Origin of the sequence: Streptomyces sp. NPDC060000, from assembly GCF_042737375.1 — a bacterium.
Lineage (GTDB): Bacteria > Actinomycetota > Actinomycetes > Streptomycetales > Streptomycetaceae > Streptomyces.
Window position 1 is genome coordinate 47,893 of record NZ_JBHWUU010000036.1, and the last position, 17,668, is coordinate 65,560.

Annotated in this window: 12 protein-coding genes and 1 pseudogene; 5 read left to right on the forward strand and 8 right to left on the reverse strand. The window is 70.3% G+C overall.

Annotated features, from left to right (window positions below; translation table 11 throughout):
• The first annotated feature begins 228 nt into the window (after positions 1-228).
• Positions 229-1,263 carry a hypothetical protein gene (locus ACFWBB_RS20370; protein WP_385274019.1) on the forward strand — a complete coding sequence of 345 codons (1,035 nt, stop codon included), beginning with the start codon at positions 229-231 and terminating at the stop codon, positions 1,261-1,263.
• Positions 1,264-1,399: 136 nt separating this feature from the next.
• Here ACFWBB_RS20370 and ACFWBB_RS20375 read toward each other — a convergent pair whose 3' ends face one another.
• Positions 1,400-1,612: a hypothetical protein gene (locus tag ACFWBB_RS20375; RefSeq protein ID WP_385274072.1), complete on the reverse strand. Its 213-nt coding sequence runs from the start codon at positions 1,610-1,612 to the stop codon at positions 1,400-1,402.
• Positions 1,613-1,708: 96 nt separating this feature from the next.
• Positions 1,709-1,855 (reverse strand): annotated as a pseudogene (locus ACFWBB_RS20380) (peptidase); the annotation flags it as partial.
• Positions 1,856-2,187: 332 nt separating this feature from the next.
• Between ACFWBB_RS20380 and ACFWBB_RS20385 the strand changes: the two are divergent.
• Together ACFWBB_RS20385 and ACFWBB_RS20390 are read left to right on the forward strand one after the other, a co-directional pair.
• The gene (locus ACFWBB_RS20385; protein WP_385274022.1) at positions 2,188-2,334 is read left to right on the forward strand and encodes a hypothetical protein; all 147 of its coding nucleotides are present in this window, start codon (positions 2,188-2,190) and stop codon (positions 2,332-2,334) included.
• On the forward strand, positions 2,331-2,651 hold the full coding sequence (locus ACFWBB_RS20390; protein WP_385274025.1) for a hypothetical protein: 321 nt from the start codon (positions 2,331-2,333) through the stop codon (positions 2,649-2,651). Before ACFWBB_RS20385 ends, ACFWBB_RS20390 begins: the two co-directional genes overlap by 4 nt.
• Positions 2,652-2,832: 181 nt before the next feature.
• Here the strand turns inward: ACFWBB_RS20390 and ACFWBB_RS20395 are convergent, their stop codons facing one another.
• Together ACFWBB_RS20395 and ACFWBB_RS20400 are read right to left on the reverse strand one after the other, a co-directional pair.
• Complete coding sequence (locus tag ACFWBB_RS20395) at positions 2,833-3,483, reverse strand: ScbR family autoregulator-binding transcription factor (protein ID WP_385274028.1); 651 nt, start codon at positions 3,481-3,483, stop codon at positions 2,833-2,835.
• A 672-nt stretch (positions 3,484-4,155) separates the two neighbouring features.
• Positions 4,156-4,875 (reverse strand): HAD family phosphatase, encoded by a 720-nt coding sequence (locus ACFWBB_RS20400; RefSeq protein ID WP_385274031.1) that lies wholly within the window; start codon positions 4,873-4,875, stop codon positions 4,156-4,158.
• 211 nt (positions 4,876-5,086) lie between these two features.
• Between ACFWBB_RS20400 and ACFWBB_RS20405 the strand changes: the two genes are divergently transcribed.
• Positions 5,087-5,851, forward strand: coding sequence for an SDR family oxidoreductase (locus ACFWBB_RS20405; protein WP_385274066.1), 765 nt, complete (start codon positions 5,087-5,089; stop codon positions 5,849-5,851).
• 439 nt (positions 5,852-6,290) lie between these two features.
• Here ACFWBB_RS20405 and ACFWBB_RS20410 read toward each other — a convergent pair whose 3' ends face one another.
• The 4 genes from ACFWBB_RS20410 to ACFWBB_RS20425 form a co-directional block, all read right to left on the reverse strand.
• A complete protein-coding gene (locus ACFWBB_RS20410; protein ID WP_385274033.1) occupies positions 6,291-7,286 on the reverse strand; it encodes a ScbA/BarX family gamma-butyrolactone biosynthesis protein in 996 nt (331 codons plus the stop codon).
• Between the two features lie 1,244 nt (positions 7,287-8,530).
• The gene (locus tag ACFWBB_RS20415; protein ID WP_385274035.1) at positions 8,531-11,416 is read right to left on the reverse strand and encodes an AAA family ATPase; all 2,886 of its coding nucleotides are present in this window, start codon (positions 11,414-11,416) and stop codon (positions 8,531-8,533) included.
• A 331-nt stretch (positions 11,417-11,747) separates the two neighbouring features.
• Positions 11,748-12,653: an FG-GAP repeat domain-containing protein gene (locus tag ACFWBB_RS20420; RefSeq protein WP_385274037.1), complete on the reverse strand. Its 906-nt coding sequence runs from the start codon at positions 12,651-12,653 to the stop codon at positions 11,748-11,750.
• Between the two features lie 506 nt (positions 12,654-13,159).
• Positions 13,160-16,279, reverse strand: coding sequence for an amino acid adenylation domain-containing protein (locus tag ACFWBB_RS20425; protein WP_385274040.1), 3,120 nt, complete (start codon positions 16,277-16,279; stop codon positions 13,160-13,162).
• 555 nt (positions 16,280-16,834) lie between these two features.
• On the opposite strand from ACFWBB_RS20425, the gene ACFWBB_RS20430 reads away from it, so the two are divergent.
• The gene (locus ACFWBB_RS20430; protein ID WP_385274043.1) at positions 16,835-17,665 is read left to right on the forward strand and encodes a hypothetical protein; all 831 of its coding nucleotides are present in this window, start codon (positions 16,835-16,837) and stop codon (positions 17,663-17,665) included.
• The last annotated feature ends 3 nt before the right edge of the window (positions 17,666-17,668 follow it).

Below are 17,668 nucleotides of genomic sequence, written 5' to 3' on the forward strand. Positions count from 1 at the left end.
GTGTTGTTGAGGCCGTGGCCCGAGTGCGAGTCAGTAGCGGGCGTACTGTTGGGCAGTTGGCATGCCATCCGCGGCTTCCCCTGGTAGCTGGCTTGGACTCGGAACGTCCGGCGGTCCACGTCTGGGGGTTGCGAGGCAGCGCAGCTGCGCGAACTTGGTTCTGTTGGCACGGAGTCGAGTGTCTACGGCGATGCCGTCGGTTGGGACCGTACGAAGCGGACACCCGCTGTGACATGGCATCCAGAGCTGCCGCTGCTCGTGGTGGCGGGCGAGGGCAAAGTGGTCCAGTGGACTCCTGCCGGGCTTGCCGAACTGGAAAATCTTCCACCCACTGCCTGCTACCGCAGTCTGGCATTCAGTCCGAACGGTCAGACGTTGTGGGCATCGCCGTCGTCGGACGATGAAGACAACGCATGGGAGCGCTCTGACGTCATCGACCTCGTTTCCGGCTCCGTGGGTACCGGCCCACGTTGGGACACCGGGGTTGCGGAGCATCCCGACGGCGGGTTGGTGGCCACGCTCTGCAGCGATCAAGGCGCGACGCTCGGAATCTTCGCGCGGGTCGGTCACGAGATTGCGCCTGCTGCGTTGCGAGTGCTTCGCCGGGCGCTGATCTTGGATGCCGACGGCTACGAGGCGCCGATCTTCAGTGCGGACGGACGCCACCTCGCGATTCGAGGAAACGCGTACGTGAACTCACTGGACGTATTCGGCTTTCCTTCGCTGGACCGCGTTCTGGCCACAACTCTCGGCGAACCCAGCCCGGGCTACCCCTACCCTCAAGAATGGCTTGAACAGTCGCGCGCCTGGTCGCAACACAACATTGCGTTCGGCGCCCAACCTGACGTGCTCTGGGTCGGAACGCCCACCGGGACTCTCGTCGAAGTCAACCTCGACACCCGGCAAGCGGTCGAGCACGACGTGCTGGCCGGCTCCTCGGTGTCCGCGCTGGGCGCCACAACGGCAGGCGAGCTCGTCATCGCCGGCGGTGGAGGCGATCTTGTGCTCATGTCCGTGCGCGGAGACTCCGCCAAGACCCATAGCAAGGACGGCGATACGTCGAGGTCGGCAGTCACGGCGTTCTTGGACGCAACCTCCGAGGTTCCTGACGACGGCGACCTGGAGGCACACCTCGTCGTTACCGATGGAACCCGCACCTGGGAGGCGGATGATCTGACAGCAGTGACCACCGCAACCGTGACAGATCCGACCTGGCTGCGACTTCAAGCAACTATCAACAACGCGTGCGATCAGGACAAGTGACCGCTTGGACGTGAGCCGTCACCTTCAGGATGTGGGACAAAAGCCGCTGTCCCGGGGTCAGTCGGCCATCGGATGGACCGCGCGCTCCGACGCCCAGTCTGCTGGGGACGTTTCCCGTGGACGCAACTGGGCGCGTTCAGGCGAACGCTGACATCCGTGAAGCCCCGGGGCAGCACCCTGGGGCTTGTGAGGAGGGCAGCCGACGCGTCGAGGGGCAGCTCTTGGCCGGGACCACGGTACCGAAGGAGGCGGCGGCGATCTGCTGGACATAGCGGATCTCGGTGCCGTTCAAGTCGGCGGGGTTGACGGAGTAGACGATCTTGCGAGAGGGGTCGCGAGTGGAGAACACGCCACTGGTGTAACCCGGACGGGACGTCCGGCAAGACCGTTGGACGAGCTCGTCCAGGTCGATCCGATGCTCGGCGGCGAGCTGCAGAACGATCGTGGCGGTGAAGACTTTGGAGATACTGCCGATCCAAATGTGCGCATTGGGCGGCACGCCCTGACCGCTCTCCAGGTTCCCCGCACCCGATGTGCCCGACCAGTGGCCCGCACGACCAGTGATCCGTAACAGCGCCGGTGACGTCCGCATTCGGCAAGCCGCCGATGGCCGCCCCTAAGCGCGACCGGATCCAGCCCAGGCAACCGCGCGGTGGCGGCAGCGCGTGTTGCCCCTGAAGTGGCGGCAGAGGCGGGAGCGGCCACCGCCGTGGCCAGGGTTATCAGCAGGCTTCCGCAGGCAGCCAGGATGGTCCAACGGATCGACGGGCAGAGCTGTTCACGATAGCGCTCTCCATAATCGTGGTGGTCGGACCGGTAATCGACTGGCCCGACCGCGAGTCTCTTCCGCACCGGCACCCCAGCTCATCAGGGACGGCCCTGAGTAAACCCTGATAGAAACCTGGTACTTGATCCAAAGTCAGCATGCGACGGGCGGAGGTGCCGGCGGATCCGTCCACGCCGTTGGAAGAGGAGAACGCGGCTCTGCGCAAGAAGGTCCGCGAACTGGAGGAGGAACGCGAGATCCTGCGCAAGGCGGCGAAGCATTTCGCCGGGGAGACGCGCTGGTGAACCGCTTCCAGTTCGTTGCCGACCATCAGCGCCGTTTCGGCGTGAAGCGGCTGTGCGCCATCTTCAACGTCGTCGCCCGCTCGAGTTTCTACTACTGGCGCAGGACCGCAGACGACCGAGCGGCCCGCCAGGCCGCCGACGCGAAGCTCGCCGCCCGGATACGCACGGTTCGCCAGGACTCGAACGGCACCTACGGAGTCCCCAGGATCGCCGTCGTAGCCGAGGTGTTCGCTCATCTCGGCTTCCAGGGCCCTCTCCAGCACAGCCCGGGGGATCTCCGTCAGCAGCCCGCCCTCACCGAGCAGGGCCACCCCTGAGGCATCGGCCTTGTCGAGCAGTCGCTCGACGACCTCGCCCAACCATCTCGTCGTCGGCCACCGACGCAGCCGCTTCGTCTTTGCCTGCCATGACTCGTCCGATCCACCCGGCCCAAGGACCCGAGGCCGAGTCCCGGGCCAGGCCTCCACATCACGGACTTACACGATCTTTCAGACACGCTCAATGAGATGACGTCTTAGGTGTTGGTGGTGTGGGGGTGAGGAGGCGGGCGCCGCGGTCGGGGTTCATGTCGAGGCGCATGAGGGTGGTGGGGGTGGCGATGGAGGGCATGAGGTGTTTCATGAGGGTGCTGACGCGGTGTTCGATGTCGGTGTGGTTGGTTTCGAGGTGGGAGTAGAGCTGGACGCCGTTGAAGGCGCTGACGACGAGTTCGGCGGTTTCGAGGGGTTGGATGTGGGGGAGGGTTTCGTGGTGCTGGTGGGCTTGGGTGAGGATGTTGGTGATGAGGGTGACCCAGTTGGTCCAGGCGCTTTCGTAGTGTTCGCGGCCGACGGGGTCGGCGGAGAGGCGGGCGCCGGCGCGCAGGACGGGGTCGGTGGGGAGTTGGTGGGCGACGGTCATGGTGAGGTCGATGAGTTCTTGGAGTTTGATGTCCTGGGGGGTGAGGTGAAGGTTGGTCTGCAGTTCGAGGACTCCTTTGGCGAGTGCTTCTTTGGAGTCGAAGTGGAAGTAGAGAGCGCCTTTGGTGACTCCTGCGGTGTGGAGGATGTCGGCGACGGTGGCGGCGACGTAGCCGTGTTCTGCGAAGACCTGTGCGGCTGCGTTGAGGACCGCTTGGCGGGTGCGGACTGCACGTTCTTGTTGTGCCACCGGGGCCTCCTTCGGGCGGGTGTCCTTCGCCGGTTGCGGTAAAGCTTACCCAAAAGAAACCGTCCAGGAGGTACATTACCGGCTCTGGGTGGGGGTCCGGGCCGATGTGGGGCTTTTCTGGCTGTGTGCTGCCTTTCGTCGGGGGCCTGGCTGTGGCGCGGGCGGGTGCGGCTGTGGTGCGGGTGGGGCAGCGGCTGGTCGGGGCCCGGGGTGGCGGCGTGTGCCGGCGGCGGGGTGGGGGGTGGTGTGGTGTGTGGTGTGGTGTGCGTGGCTTGTGGTACGGCCGGGGGTAAACCGTCCTGTGTGTCTGGTTCCGGCGCCTGGTTCCGAAATCCGGGGCTCCTGCTCTCCCTGCTCCGGCTCGCTGTGGAGGTGTCTGCCGTCTCGGACTCTGTGGGGTGTGGTGGGGCCGGGGGAGTGGGGGGGGTCGGGGGGCCGCGGCGTGGGGCGGCGTGTGTGCCGTGGGTCGGGGGTCGGGGCGGCGGCGGGTTCGCGGGTTTGAAGGGCGGGGCTGCTTCTCGGAGTTGGGGTCCTTGCCCGGTGACGTGGTTCGTCGGGGGGTTCGGGGGTGTGGTGGGAGGCTGTGTGTCGGGTGCTGGTGTGTCGTCTGCCCGGGCTGTCGGCGGTGTGGCCTGCCGGGCGGGTGGTCTGTCGGGCTGTCCGTGGGGTGGTCTACCGGGTGGTCTGCTGCGTGGTGTGTGGGGTGGTGTGGGGTGGGGGCCAGGTGTGGCCGTTTGCGGCTTCGGTGTCGATGGTGTGGAGGAGTGTTTCGTTGATGTGGTGGAGTGTGTGGGTGAGGTGGCGTACGCCGGCTTGGCGCATGAGTTGTTCCTGGAAGCTGTGTTCGAAGGTGGTGGGGTGGCCGATGAAGGCTGCGCCGAGGGAGCGTGCGGTTTCGGCGACGTGTGCGGCGTCGTCGATGAACAGGGCCTGGTCGCAGCGCAGGTGGAAGATGTCTTCGGTGATTTCGCGGATTCCGGGGCGGATTTGGTCGGTGCAGATGTAGCGGGGTTCGTCGAAGTGGGTGGTGTAGGGGGCGAGGTGGCGTTCGAAGTGGGGGCGTTTGAGTCCTCCGTAGCAGATGAGGTGTGTGCCGAGGGTGCGCAGGCGGTCCAGGAGTGCGCCGGCGCCGTCGAGCAGGTGGACGGGGTGTTCTTCGAGGTACTGCTCGCGTTCGCGGAAGTAGGCGCGGATCACTTCCTGGGGGCTGTCTTCGCCGCCGAGTGCGGCGGCGGCGGTGAGCTGGGGGCGGGAGAGTACCGCGTGTTCGAGCTGGGCGGTGTAGGTGCGTCCGCGGCGGACGGTGTAGCGGTGAATGACGGGGCTGAAGGTGTCGTTGAGCAGGACTCCGTCGATGTTCACCGCGATGAGGCGCAGGTGGCGCAAGGTCATGGGGCTGCCTTTCGGGTAGGGCCGCGGGGGTGGTGCGGCGCGGTGCGGCGCGGTTGGCAGTAAACCGGGTGGGCGGTTTTTTGTGGTTTCTTTATGTGTGGTGGGCGGGGTTGTTCTGCCGGGGGTTTGTGCGGGTGGGGGTGGGGTGCGCGAGACTGGGCGGGGCGGCGGTTGCGGCGCCGTGCCGGTGGTTGTGGTCCTGGGGGGGATGATGGGGAATCTGGCGGGCAGGGTTGCTCTGGTGACGGGTGGGGGGCGGGGGATCGGGCGGGGTATCGCCTGCCGGCTGGCGGCGGAGGGGGCGTTGGTGGCGGTGCATTACGGGCGGCGTGAGGACGCGGCGCGCGAGACGGTGGAGCTGATCACGGCCGGCGGGGGGCGTGCTTTCGCGGTGCGTGGTGTGCTGGGGGAGCCCGGTGATGTCTCGGCGCTGTATGAGGGGCTGGATGCGGGTCTGCGGGAGCAGGGTGAGCCTGCGGTGCTGGATGTGCTGGTCAACAATGCGGGTTTCAATATTGCGGGCGGGATCGCGGTGGTGCGGCCGCAGGATTTCGACCGGCTGATGGCTGTTCATGCCAGGGCGCCGCTGTTTCTCGTCCAGCAGGGGCTGGAGCGGCTGCGGGGCGGGGGCCGCATCATCAACATCAGTTCGGCGGCCACCCGGGTGGCTTTCCCGGAGTCGGTGGCCTATTCGATGGCGAAGGCGGCGCTGGAGGCGCTGACCCGGGCGCTGGCCCGGGAGCTGGGGCCGCGTCAGGTCACGGTCAATGCCGTGTCGCCGGGTTTCGTCAAGACGGACATGAACCGCAGGCGCTGGAGTGAGCCGGGGGGTGAGGCCGCTCATGCGGCGTACTCGGTGTTCGGGCGGATGGGGCGGCCGGGGGACGTGGCGGACATCGTGGCCTTCCTGGCCTCGGACGATTCGCGCTGGGTCACGGGTCAGTGCATCGACGCGTCCGGGGGCTCGTTCCTGTAGCCGGTGGCCCGGTGGCCCGGTGGCCCGGTGGTCCGGTGGTCCGGTGGTCCGGTGGTCCGGTGGCCCGGTGGCCCGGTGGTCCGGTGGTCCGGTGGTCCGGTGGTCCGGTGGTCCGGTGGTCCGGTGGTCCGGTGGTCCGGTGGTCCGGTGGTCCGGTGGTCCGGTGGCCCGGTGGCCCCGGTGGCCCCGGTGGCCCGGTGGCCCGGTGGCCCGGTGGTCCGGTGGTCCGGTGGGGTCCGGTCGGGGTCCGGTGGTCCGGTGGGGTCCGGTCGGGGTCCCCCGTGGTGGCGGTGGTGGTCCGGGGCTTCGGGGCCGGTGTGTTCGGTGTCCGTTTCCCGGGCGGGCCGGGCGGTGTGGGCGGGTCGGGTGGTGTGGGTGCGGCCCGGCCGGCGCGGTGCGGGGCGGCCGGCCGGGGTGCGCGGGGAGTCTGGTGGGGGGTTCAGGTGGCGGGTGGTGCCATGGTCACGGTGGAGCGGAAGACGAGTGCTTCTTCCTGGTGGCCGTGGATGAGGACGCGCTGGTGGCTGTCGGGGCCGGTTCCGGGTGCGGGGCGGGCCTCGATCATGCAGGGGGCGTCGAGTTCGCTGTAGCGGGTGAACTCGCCGGTGATGGCGAGGGGCAGGCAGGGGCGTTCCAGGTGGGCGGTGGCGGCCTGGCGGGCGGCTTCGAGGAGGAGCATGCCGGGTGCGTGGTCGACGGGGTGGTCGAAGAGGACGGGGTGGCGGGTGTCGACCCGCAGTTGCCACTGGCCGGGGTGCCCGGTGGGGGACAGGACGACGTCGGTGGGTGAGGAGCGGCCGACGTTCTGCGGTGCCAGCGGGGCGGTGAGGGCGATCGGGGACTTGGCGGCGGCGACCGCGCGGGCGGTGCGCACGCGCTGGTAGACGGCCGGGGAGGCGCAGGTGAAACTGGCGCCTCCGGTCGCGGCGACCTGTCCGGCGCGCAGGATCACGGCCTCGAAACGCATTCCCGCAAGACTGCCGCGGCGTTTTTTGATGTCCCGGCAGCTGATCTCTATGTCGAGTGAGGCCGGGGCGGTGCCGACCAGGAGATGGGGCGGTCTGACTTCGATGGCGAGGTCCCACATGAGGAAGTGGTGATCGAGAGGGACCCCGAACTCCGCGTGTCCGATCAGGATTCCCGCCTGCCGGATTGTCTCGGCGACGATGAGCGGGTCGTGGCAGTCTTCCACGGGGTGGAAGAAGCCGTGCCGGCGCGGCCATTGGGCGGCCAGGCGGAAGTGATGTTCGTCGGTGCGTTCCCAGTCGGTGAGCATGACCTCCGCGACGCTCGCGCGGTGGACGAATTCTTTGGGAACGGTGGTGGTCAGAAACGGATAGCGGAAGGCTCCGGACCGTACGGGTGGTGTTGTGTCGTTCTCTGTGCGCACCGCGCTGGGTATCGCGCGGTCGATGCGGAACGTGCTCGCAGACATAGCTCCCCCTGAGCCGCGTCGACCTGAATGTAAGGGTGGTCCCTCAGGTAAAGGAAGATACATACCATCCGGTTTAATTTCTAGCCCGGAAGGAGCCATTCCAGCCACCCGGGAAATGGAGTGGTTTATTCCGAAGGAGAGCCGCCGTTGTCCGGAGCCGGATAGGGGGCGCCTTCCGGCGGCTGATCAGCGTGAAAGAAATCCCGGCGCGGCGCACCGCCGTCCGCGGGACCCGGTCCGGGCGTCCGCGGGACCGGGTCCGGGCGTCCGCGGGACCGGGTCCGGGCGTCCGCGGGATCGGGTCCGGCGCCCCCGGAATCCGGTCCGCGGCGCCCCCGGAATCCGGTCCGCGGTGCGTTCGCAGGATGCGGTCCGGTTGCCTGAAGGGCCGGTCCATGGGGTGTCCTTGCTCCGTCCCGGCCGGGTGTCCTTGCTCCGTTCCGGGCCGGGTGTCCTTGCTCCGTTCCGGGCTGGGTGTCCTTGCTCCGTTCCGGGCCGGGTGTCCTTGCTCCGTTCCGGGCTGGGTGTCCTTGCTCCGTCCCGGGGTCCTGTGTCTGGTGCGGTGCCCGCGGGCGGGGGTCTGCCGGTGCGGCCGCCGGGTGCCTGCCGGGCGGGCGGGCGCCGGGTTGGGGCCGGGCGGCTTGAAACCGGCCTGCTCCTGCGCGGTCCTGGAAGCCGTCCGGGGGCGGCCGCGGAACGCCTCCGCCTAGCGCATACGCATGCACATAAGCACGTGCATCCGTACGCCCATACGTATGGGCGTAGGGATGCGCATACGTATGGGCGTGGGGCGTGCGTATGTGCGGGCGGCCGGTGCCGCGCCCGCCGGGGCGTGCCCGTCCCGCACCGGGGCGGGGCGGGTCCGTGTTCTGCCCGGCGGGGCGCGCCTGCCGGGCAGGGCTGCTTCTGCGTTCCTGGGGCGGGCGCGGGACTCGCTGCGGCACGTGTGGGGCGGGTTCGGCCGGGCAGCTGCGCGCGACGGCGGCCTGCCCTGCGCCCTGCCTGCGCCCTGCCCTGCTCCTGCTCCTGCCCTGCCCTGCTTCTGCCCCGTCCCCGTCCCTGTTCCCGTCCCCGTCCCTGTTCCCGTCCCTGTTCCCGTCCCTGTTCCTGTTCCTGTTCCCGTCCCCGTCCCCGTTCCCGTTCCTGTTCCTGTTCCTGTTCTTGTTTTTGTTCTTGTCTGTTGTGGTGGTTTGGGTGTGTGGCGGGGTTTGCCGGGTGGGGTGGGTGGGTCAGGGGTGGGTGGGTCAGGGGTGGTGGTGGGTGAGCCAGGGGGGGAGGTCGGTGCGGCGGGTGATGTTGAGTTTGCGGTAGACGCGGGTCATGTGCTGTTCGACGGTGCTGTTGGTGATGTAGAGGTGGCGTGCGACCTGGCGGTTGGTGTATCCGCGGGCGACCAGGCTTGCGACGCGGCGTTCGGCGGTGGACAGCAGGGGGGTGTGGGCGGGGGCGGGGGTGGTGGGGGGCGGGCAGGGGGTGGCGGGGGGTGGGGTGAGGAGGTTTTTGAGGGCGTGGGCGCCGCATTCCTCGATGAGGGTGAGGGCCTGGGTGCGGGTGCGGCGGGCGGCGGTGGTGTCGCCGGCGGCGGTGTGGGCGTGGGTCTGGTCGGCGAGGGCGCGGGTGAGTTCGAGGCGGTCGCCGGTGGTGGTGAGCAGGCCGATGGCGTCGGTGAGCAGGCGGGTGCGCCGGCGGGGCGGTTCCAGGGCGGCGCGCAGGCGCCAGACCGTGCCGGTGGTGCGGCTGTTCATGCTCGTGTGGGTGTGTACCTGTTCGTTGATGAGGTGGGCGGCCTGTGCGTGCTGGCCGAGGTGGAGGTGGGCCTGGGCGGCCTCCAGGCGCCAGGGGACGAGGCTGGGTATGTCCATGTCCCACTGGGTCATGAGGTCGCCGCAGGTCAGGAGTTCACGCAGGGCGGTGTGGGGGCGGCCGGTGAGGAGGTAGTAGGTGCCGCGGGCGTGGCGGTAGTGGATGCCGAAGCGTGTTTCGTACAGGGTTTCGGGCACGTCGTGGGCGAGGGCGGCTTCGGCGGTGTCGTGGTCGGCGGCGACGGCGGCGCCCATGAGGAGGCTGCCGAGCGGGACGCCGATGCCCACGCCCCAGCTGGTGGCGGACATCGCCGACAGGGAGCGGCGGGCCAGGGCGATGGTGGCGCCCATGTCGCCCTGGCGGTAGGCGATCTGGGCCTTGAGGCTGGCGAAGACGGCTTCCCAGGCGGGGGCGGCGCGCTGGGTGGCCTGGGCGAGGATGCGGTCGCACTCCACGGCGGCGCTGTCGGTGCGGTCGGCGTAGAAGAGCGCGGCGATGAGGGTGCTGGCGGCTTCCATGGTGCGGTCGTTGACGGTGCAGTCGCGCAGGGCCTGCTCGGCGGCGGTGACGATGTCCTCGCGGGCTCCCGAGCGCAGGACGGCGGCCAGCATTTCGATGGCGTGCAGGTAGGCGCCGGTGCCGGCGGGCAGCGCGGTGGGGGCGGGGGCGGGCGCGCTGCCGGGGGCGCCGCGGTAGCGGCGCCCGAACGGCGGGTAGGACGTTTCCAGCCATTTGTCGAAGATGTACAGCTCGGTGGAGGCGGGGGTGCCCGGCGGTGCCTCCAGGCGGGCCAGGACGTCCTGGGCGGCGTCGAAGCGGCCGCCGCGCAGCAGGGTCTTGGCCAGGGCGAGGCAGTGGCGGTGGTCCAGGGCGCGTTCACGCAGCTGGGCCTGGAGCGGCAGCATGCGGCGCATGGCGGCGGAGGGGCTGTCGCGCCAGGTGACTTCGGCCAGCTCGATGATCAGTTCGGCGCGCAGGGCCTGGTCGGTGCAGCCGGCCAGGGCGAGTTCCAGGCAGGCACTCGCCCGTTTGTCGTCCTGGCCCAGCAGGGCTTCGTGCGCGGCTTCCTGCAGGACGCCGGTCTGCCAGCGCTGCTCGGCCGGGCCGGCCGCGAGCAGGTGGCCGGCGATCTGCGGTGCGGGTGCGGCCCGCTGGTAGAGCCAGGCCGCCGCCCGCGCGTGGAGTGCGGTGCGGGTGGCGCTGTCGGTGGCGGCCAGGACCGCCTCCCGGGCGCGGGGATGGCAGAAGCGGCCCCCGGAGGTGGTCAGGCCGGACGCGGTGAGGGCCCGCAGGGCCTGCGCGGGCAGCACGGACTCGCCGTGCAGCAGGTGCTCCAGGAGTTCGCCGGGACGCGCACCGCCCAGGACGGCCAGGACCGCCGCGGCGCGCGCCAGGTGCGGTGCGCTGCGGTAGAGGCAGGTGATGACGGCCTGCGCGTAGTGCTCGCCCGCGACGAGCCGGCACTCCCCGGGGCGCTGCGGCGAGGCGGTGAGGTCGTCGATCAGGGCGTGCAGCAGCAGCGGGTTCCCGCCGCTGGCCGCCCAGTGCTGGTCGGCCAGCGCCCGCGGGGCGCGCTCGCCGAGCCGTGCGGTGAGCAGTTCACCCGCGGCGGCCCTGGAAAGCGTCCGCAGACGGATGGGGCAGCAGTAGGGGTGGCGCAGCAGGTCGGCCAGGAGACGCACACTGCCGGGCTGCTCCGCGCCCCCGATACCGATCACGACCATGATCCTCGAGTTGCGCATACGGCGCACCACATACGACAGGTAGTGGACCGAGTCCTCGTCGGCGTATTCGAAATCGTCCACGGTGACGAGCACCGGGAGCTCACCGGCCAGTTCGAGCAGCACATTGCAGAAATCGCGTGCGGTGAGCCGCCCGGAATCCAGCGGACCGGACGGCGCCGAATCCGGTGACGCGTTTCGTGAACGGTAGGAGGGGCCGAGCGGGATTTCGATGACACGGTCCGGCTTCGGCGCCGTGTCCACGAGCTGGCGTACCGCCTCGAGCCGCAGCCGCTGCTCGGCGGGCGAACAGCGGGCCTGCAGAACCAGGGCGCCGAGATCGTGCGCATGCTCGACGAGTGCCTGCGCGAGCGCGCTTTTCCCGCTGGCCACCGGCCCGGTCAGGACAGCCACTCTGCTGTCCCCGTCCATGGAATTCGCCAGCATGCTTTTCAGTGAGCTGAGATGCAGCTCCCGTTCCACCAGTTTCACTGCGCGGATCCCCCTGTGAGTGAACAGTGAACTAATCCGGACCGATCCGGCGGGCTCCGGCGGCGAATTCACACCGCCGCCGTGCCCGGATTGATGCGACGCCTCGGCGTGCATTGAGCATGCGCGTAACTGTTCGACACCGCCCGATTGCTGTCAAGGCTGGCCGGTGGCGTCCTCGAGCGGTCCTCGAGCGGCGCTGTCCCCTGCCCTGAAGGCCGCCTTTTGAACGGAATCGACCGAAGGTAAAAGAATGGGCAAGCAGATTTTTCCCGGGCTTTGTTGATGCGGGCCGGGGGGGCTTGCGGGCGGCTTTCGGCATGCGGGTGCCCGGCGGCGTGGGGGACGCCGCCGGGCACCGGAGGGGAAGGAGGAAGGGAAGTAGTAGGGGGAAGGAGGAAGGAAGGAGGAAGGGGAGTGGGCGGGGCGGGGTGGGGTGGGGGTGGGGTCAGCTGATGATGTCGAAGCGGCCGAAGCCGTCACCGAGCGGCACGGGGGGAAGGAAGGTGGCGGCGGGGGCGCCGGCGTCGAAGGCGCCGCTGTGGCGGTGCACGACCAGGGTGCCGTCGTGCAGCAGGCACAGCAGGTCGGGATGGCCGTCGCCGTCGATGTCGGTGAGGGTGATGACCCGGTTGGTCTCAAAGCCCCATCCGCCGCCCAGCCGGTGGGAGACGGCCCCGCCGGCCGGCTCGCCGTCCTCGCCCCGGCCGCCGGCGTAGACCTCGAGGGCCGACAGTTCACCGCCGGCGTGCAGCACCAGGAGGTCCTCGTACCCGCTCGCGGTGACGTCGGCCAGGCCCACCGGGATGTCCGACGGGTCAAGGACGGCGAACGGCGCGGGCGGCGCGAACATCTCCTGGCCGCCGGCCGCGCTGCGGTTGATGATGCGGTGGACCTCACCGGTGCCCTGCAGCCGCCCGATGATGTCGGCCCTGCCGTCGCCGGTGAGGTCGCCCAGGGCGATGGTGTCGTAGGTGACCTCGGGCAGCTTCCCGCCGAAGCGCAGCGGGGCGGCGAAGGTGTCCATGCCGTTGAGGCCGCCCTGGTTGAGATAGACCAGCGCCTGCTCGTCGGTGGAGATGACGACGACGTCGGCGTAACCGTTGCCGGTGAAGTCGCCGGCGCCCAGCCAGAGCACGTTGTCGAAGCCTTCCCCCACCTTGACGGGCTCCCCGAAGGTCTTCGCACCGTCCCACACGCCCCGATGGGGAAAGACGAACAGCTCGGCGGTGGCGGCATCACGTGCCAGCAGGTCCAGCCGGCCGTTGCCGGCGAACGAACCCGAGCGGTGGACCGGGGGAGCGACGACCTCTACCGCGCCGGCGGCGGCCTCCGGCACGACTGCGCCTCCCACGCCCTCTTCCACGACAGGTCCCGAGACCCCATCGACAGGTCCCGAGACCCCATCGACAGGTCCCGAGACCCTATCGACGGGTCCCGCGACCCCTTCGACGGGTCCCGCGACCCCTTCCCTGACATCTTCCATGTCCTCTTCCCCGGCTTCTTCCATGACAGCTGTTCATGACGGCTGTTCGTGACGGCTTTTCGTGTGGCGGCATTCGCGTGGCGGCATTCGCGGCGGGCGCCATGCCCCCCCGTTTCTTTGCGGCAGGTTTCGTGCCTGCCGTTGTGTGGCGGGTCCGGTGCCGGGTTTCGTGCCTGCCGTTGTGTGGCGGGTCCGGTGGCGGGTTTCGTGCCTGCCGTTGTGCGGCGGGTCCGGTGGCGGGTTTCGTGCCTGCCGTTGTGCGGCGGGTCCGGTGGCGGGTTTCGTGCCGGCCGGTGTGGGGCGGCGTTCTTTGTGGCGGGGGCGGCGGCCCGGTTTTCCGTGGTGGTGTCGCTCTGGTGGCCGGGCCGGTGTGGTCAGGGGGCGGTGGTGCGCAGGGTGCGGATGTGGGCGGCGAGGCCGGCCGGGGTCGGGGAGGCGAAGAGGTCGGCCAGTTTCACGGTGACATCCAGCGACTTCTCGATGTGCTGCAGCAGTTGCGCGCCGAGCAGTGAGTGGCCGCCGTGGGTGAAGAAGTTCGTCGTCGCGTCCACGTCGTCGCGTTCCAGGAGCCGGCGCCACAGGGCGAGGAGTTCCCTGACGTCGGCGTCGGCGTTTTCCGGCGCACCCCCGCCGCCGCCGTTTCCCCCGGTGTTGGTGCCGGGGGGTGTGCGGTGGCCGGCCAGGCGGGCCAGGGCGATGTAGTCGATCTTCTGGTTGGCGTTGGTGGGCAGCGCGTCCACCACGACGAAGTCCTGGGGGATCGCCGCGTGCGCGAGGTGGGACCGCGCGTGCTCCCACAGCTCCCCGCTGAGGTCACCGGCGCCGCCGTCGGTGCTCTCCACGAACACCACCAGCCGGGCGTCGGCGCTCAGGTCGCCGCTGACCAGCGCGGCGGCGGCGCGTACCCGCGGGTGGCCCAGGACCGCCTGTTCGACCTCGCCCAGTTCGATCCGGTTGCCGCGCAGCTTGACCTGCCGGTCGGCCCGGCCCGCCAGCTCCAGAGTGCCGTCGCTGCGCCAGTGGCCCAGGTCCCCGGTGCGGTAGCAGCGGCCGTGCACGGGATGGGCGGTGAACCGCTCGGCGCTCAGCTCGGGCCGGCCGTGGTAGCCCAGCGCCACACCGCGCCCGGCGATGCAGACCTCGCCGCGCACACCGACGGGCAGTTCACGGCCTGTGGGATCCAGGACCAGCACCTGGGTGTTGGCGATGGGCCGGCCCACGTCCAGGCGCTCACCGGGATCGTCGGCCACGATGCGGGAGGTGGACCAGATGGTGGTCTCGGTGGGCCCGTAGGCGTGGTGGACCTGGCAGCCGCCGGCCAGCAGGCTGCGCACCAGGGACGCCGGGACGGGTTCGCCTCCGACGATGACGCGGCGTCCGGCGAGGCGGTCGGCGACCTGGTCCAGGACCAGGCGCCAGGTGGTGGGAGTGGCCTCCACGATGTTCGGCTCGTAGCGGTCGAGGAGGGCACGCAGCACGTCGCCCCGGGTGCGCGCCTGGTCCGGGGCGATCACGATACGGCCGCCCGAGTACAGCGGGACGTGCAGTTCGACACCGGCCATGTCGAAGGCGAAGGTCGTCATCCACAGCGTCGCGTCGTCGGCGCCCGCCTGCAGCTGCCCGGTGAAGTGGGCGGCGGTGTTGGCGAGTCCGGCGTGGGTGATCAGCGCGCCTTTGGAACGGCCGGTGGAGCCGGAGGTGTAGATCAGATAGGCGGCGTCGTCGGGGGCGGGGCGCCGGCGCAGCGCGCCCACCGCCGCCTCGGGCTCCGGCCCGTCCACCGCGGTCAGCGCCAGGACGCTCAGGCCCGCTCCGGCCGGCAGGGCGGACGCGCTGTCGCTGAGCGCCACCCTGGCGCCCGAGTCGGACAGCAGGTAGGACAGGCGCTGGGCGGGATGTTCGGGGTCCAGCGGCAGGTAGGCGCCGCCGGCCAGCCAGATGCCCAGGACCGCGGCGACCAGTTCGGGGCTGCGGGCGGCGGCGACGGCGACGACGTCGCCCGCCGACACCCCCGCACGGGTCAGGACCTCGCAGGTGGTCTCGGCCGCCTCCCACAGCTGGCGGTAGGTCACGGCGCGGGGCCCGTGCTGCACCGCCACCCGCCGCGGGGCGCTCACCGCGTGGTCGTGCACGGCCTGCAGGACACTCGCCGGCTCAAGCGGGCGGGCGGTGGCGTTGGCGGCGCCGATGACCTCGTGGTCGTGCTCGCTCCACACCCGCAGCTGCGCGGCGGGCACCTCGGCGCCGGGGCCGCTGCCGGCCAGGGACAGCAGCAGAGCCTCGTAGCGGTGCAGCAGCGCCGTCGCGTCCTCGCGGCCCAGGACGGCGGTGTCGTGCACGGCGATCAGGCGCAGGCTGCCCCGGCTCGACATCACGAAGAACTCCAGGTCGAACTTGCTGAAGCCGTTGCGGGCCACCAGCGGCCGGGCGCGCAGGCCGGCGAGGTCGAAGTCGGGCATGCCGAAGTCGGGGACGTAGTTGAACAGATGCCGGAACAGGGTGCTGCGCCAGGAGGAGTCCGTGCGGGGCACCAGGCCGGAGATGCTGTCCACCGGCACCTGGGCGTGCACGAGCGCGTCGAAGAACGTGTCGCGCACGGTACGCACCAGCGCCCTGAAGGACGCGCCCTGGTCGACCGTCACCCGCAGCGGCAGCACGTTGACGTGGTAGCCGATGGCCCGCTCGAAACCGGGGGGACGCACGTTCACCGGTGAGCCGACGGTGATGTCGGGGCCGGCGCCGTGCGCGGCGAGCAGCAGGAAGTAGGCGGCCAGCAGGATGACCGCCTCGGGCGCGCGCAGTTCCTTCTGCAGCGCCTTGACGATCGCGCCCGCCTGCGGCGACAGGGTGTGGGCGACCTGGGCGCCGGCCAGCGCCGGCTCGCTCACCTGCGGCGTCCCGCACCGCAGCCGCAGTGTCTGCGGGTCGAAACCGGCCATCTGCTGCCGCCAGAACTCGATGCTCTCGCGGCCCGGTTCCGCCTCGTGCAGGACCCCCGCCGCGGCCGGCAGCGCCGCGTCGGGGGCCTGCCCCGCGACGGCGCTGCCATAAGCGGCGGTGAACTCCTCGAGGAACACGGGGGCCGAGAGCGTGTCGTAGACGAGGTGGTGGAAGACGAAACACACCACGTCCCCGCCCGGATGGTGAAAGAGCGCGGCCCGCACCAGCGGGCGGCCGTCGAAGGTGAACCGGCGCGCGACGAACGGCGTCAGGGCATCGGCCGGCGCCTGCGGCGCCGGGGCGAAATCGTCGACCTCCTCGACACCCGCGGAGAATTCCTCGCAGCCCACCACCGTCTTCGTCAGATCCGCGCCGGCGGCGAAATAGACGGTACGCAGGACCTCGTGACGCCGCAGCACGGCGGTGAATGCCTCACGCAGCGCCGAAACGCTGAGCCGGCCCTCCACCTGGAAGGCGAGCGGCAGGTTGTTCGGCGCGCTCTCGGGAGCCAGCCGCTCCAAAAGCCACAGGGCTTCCTCTTTCCGGCCGGCCACGGTGAGCTCCCGCACCGGCCACGAGGCCGGACGCGGCGCGGTATTCGCCGTACGGTTCACCAAATCCTCCAGATGCGAGCTTCTTTCCCGGACCCTCTTGCGCCGCCGGCGCACCGCGGTGCTCAATCACCGCGCAAACCACCGCCCAACCACCCGCGATCACCGCGCAACCACCGCGCAACCACCGCGCGGTCTGTGCCGCGGTCGGTGCGCGGTCTGTGCCCGTCGGTGCCCGGTCAGCGCGTGGTCTGGGCCCGGTCAGGGCGTGGTCGGTGCGGCCGCAAGGACGGCTGCGCCCGAGCGTAGAGAACCCGTGAGCCGGCCCATACCCCTAAAACCGTGCGGCCCCGCCCCTTCCCGCCCGGGCCCCGCACGATAGGGGATGGATAGGGGATCAGGGGGGTCGCCCCCGCCGCGCGGCGCCCTCTACGCTCCCAGGCCGGTGCCAGTTTTTCCCGACATGTTTTCCCGGCATGTTCTTCCCGACGTGTTCTTCGTGACGTGCTTTTTCGCGACCGATTTTTCCCGACCGTTTTTCCGACCGAGGAGTTTTCGATGGGTGAGCTGGGCGAGTGGAAAGTACTGGCGGACGGCAGCGATCCGGGCGCGGTCGTCCTCGCCGTGGATTTCGACACGACAGGCCGGCCGGAGGCACGCTTCTCGGATCTGGTGGCCAACCTCACGACCGGCCTGACCGTATGGGAATCCATTCCGCCGGATGCCGGGACGGCCGCCGAATGGTCGGGAAAGGAGTACATAGACCACTGGGCGCGGAAAATAGCCGCAGAGCGCCCCGACGTCCGCGCGGTGATGGGGTACTGCGCCGGTTCGGTGTTCGCCGCCACCCTCGCCGAACGCGTCGCCGACCTGCAGGGCACCGCCCCGCTGCTGCTCCTCTTCGACCCCGAGATCACCGTCGCCCAGACCCTGCTGTGGCAGTTCTCCAAGGTCGTGGGATTCATGTCGTCGGTGCTCCCCGCCCAGGACATCGAAGCCGCCCGCGAGGCGGGACGCCGCGCCTACGAACAGACACCGCAGGTCGGCCCGCTCAAGCAGAACCTGACCCGCCTGGTGCGCGAGGTCGGTGAGCCCGCCTTCACCCGCGCCGGACTCGACCGCACCCGGCGCGAGGAACTCTTCGCCGCCTTCGCCTCCTTCATGGGCTATCTCGCCGCCGCCGCCGACCTCGACCCCTTCCCGCGGTGGCGGTCCGCGACCGCACTGAGCTCCTGCAGCCCCACCAGCGGCCTCAACGGGATCCGGGCCGCCGGCGTGGGAGCCGACCAGGTGTCCGTCGGCCGCGAGATCACCTTCGACGTCGAGCACGCCACCATGCTGGCCGACCGGGCGATCGCGGCCACCGTGTCCGACCTGCTGCACGCATAGCCA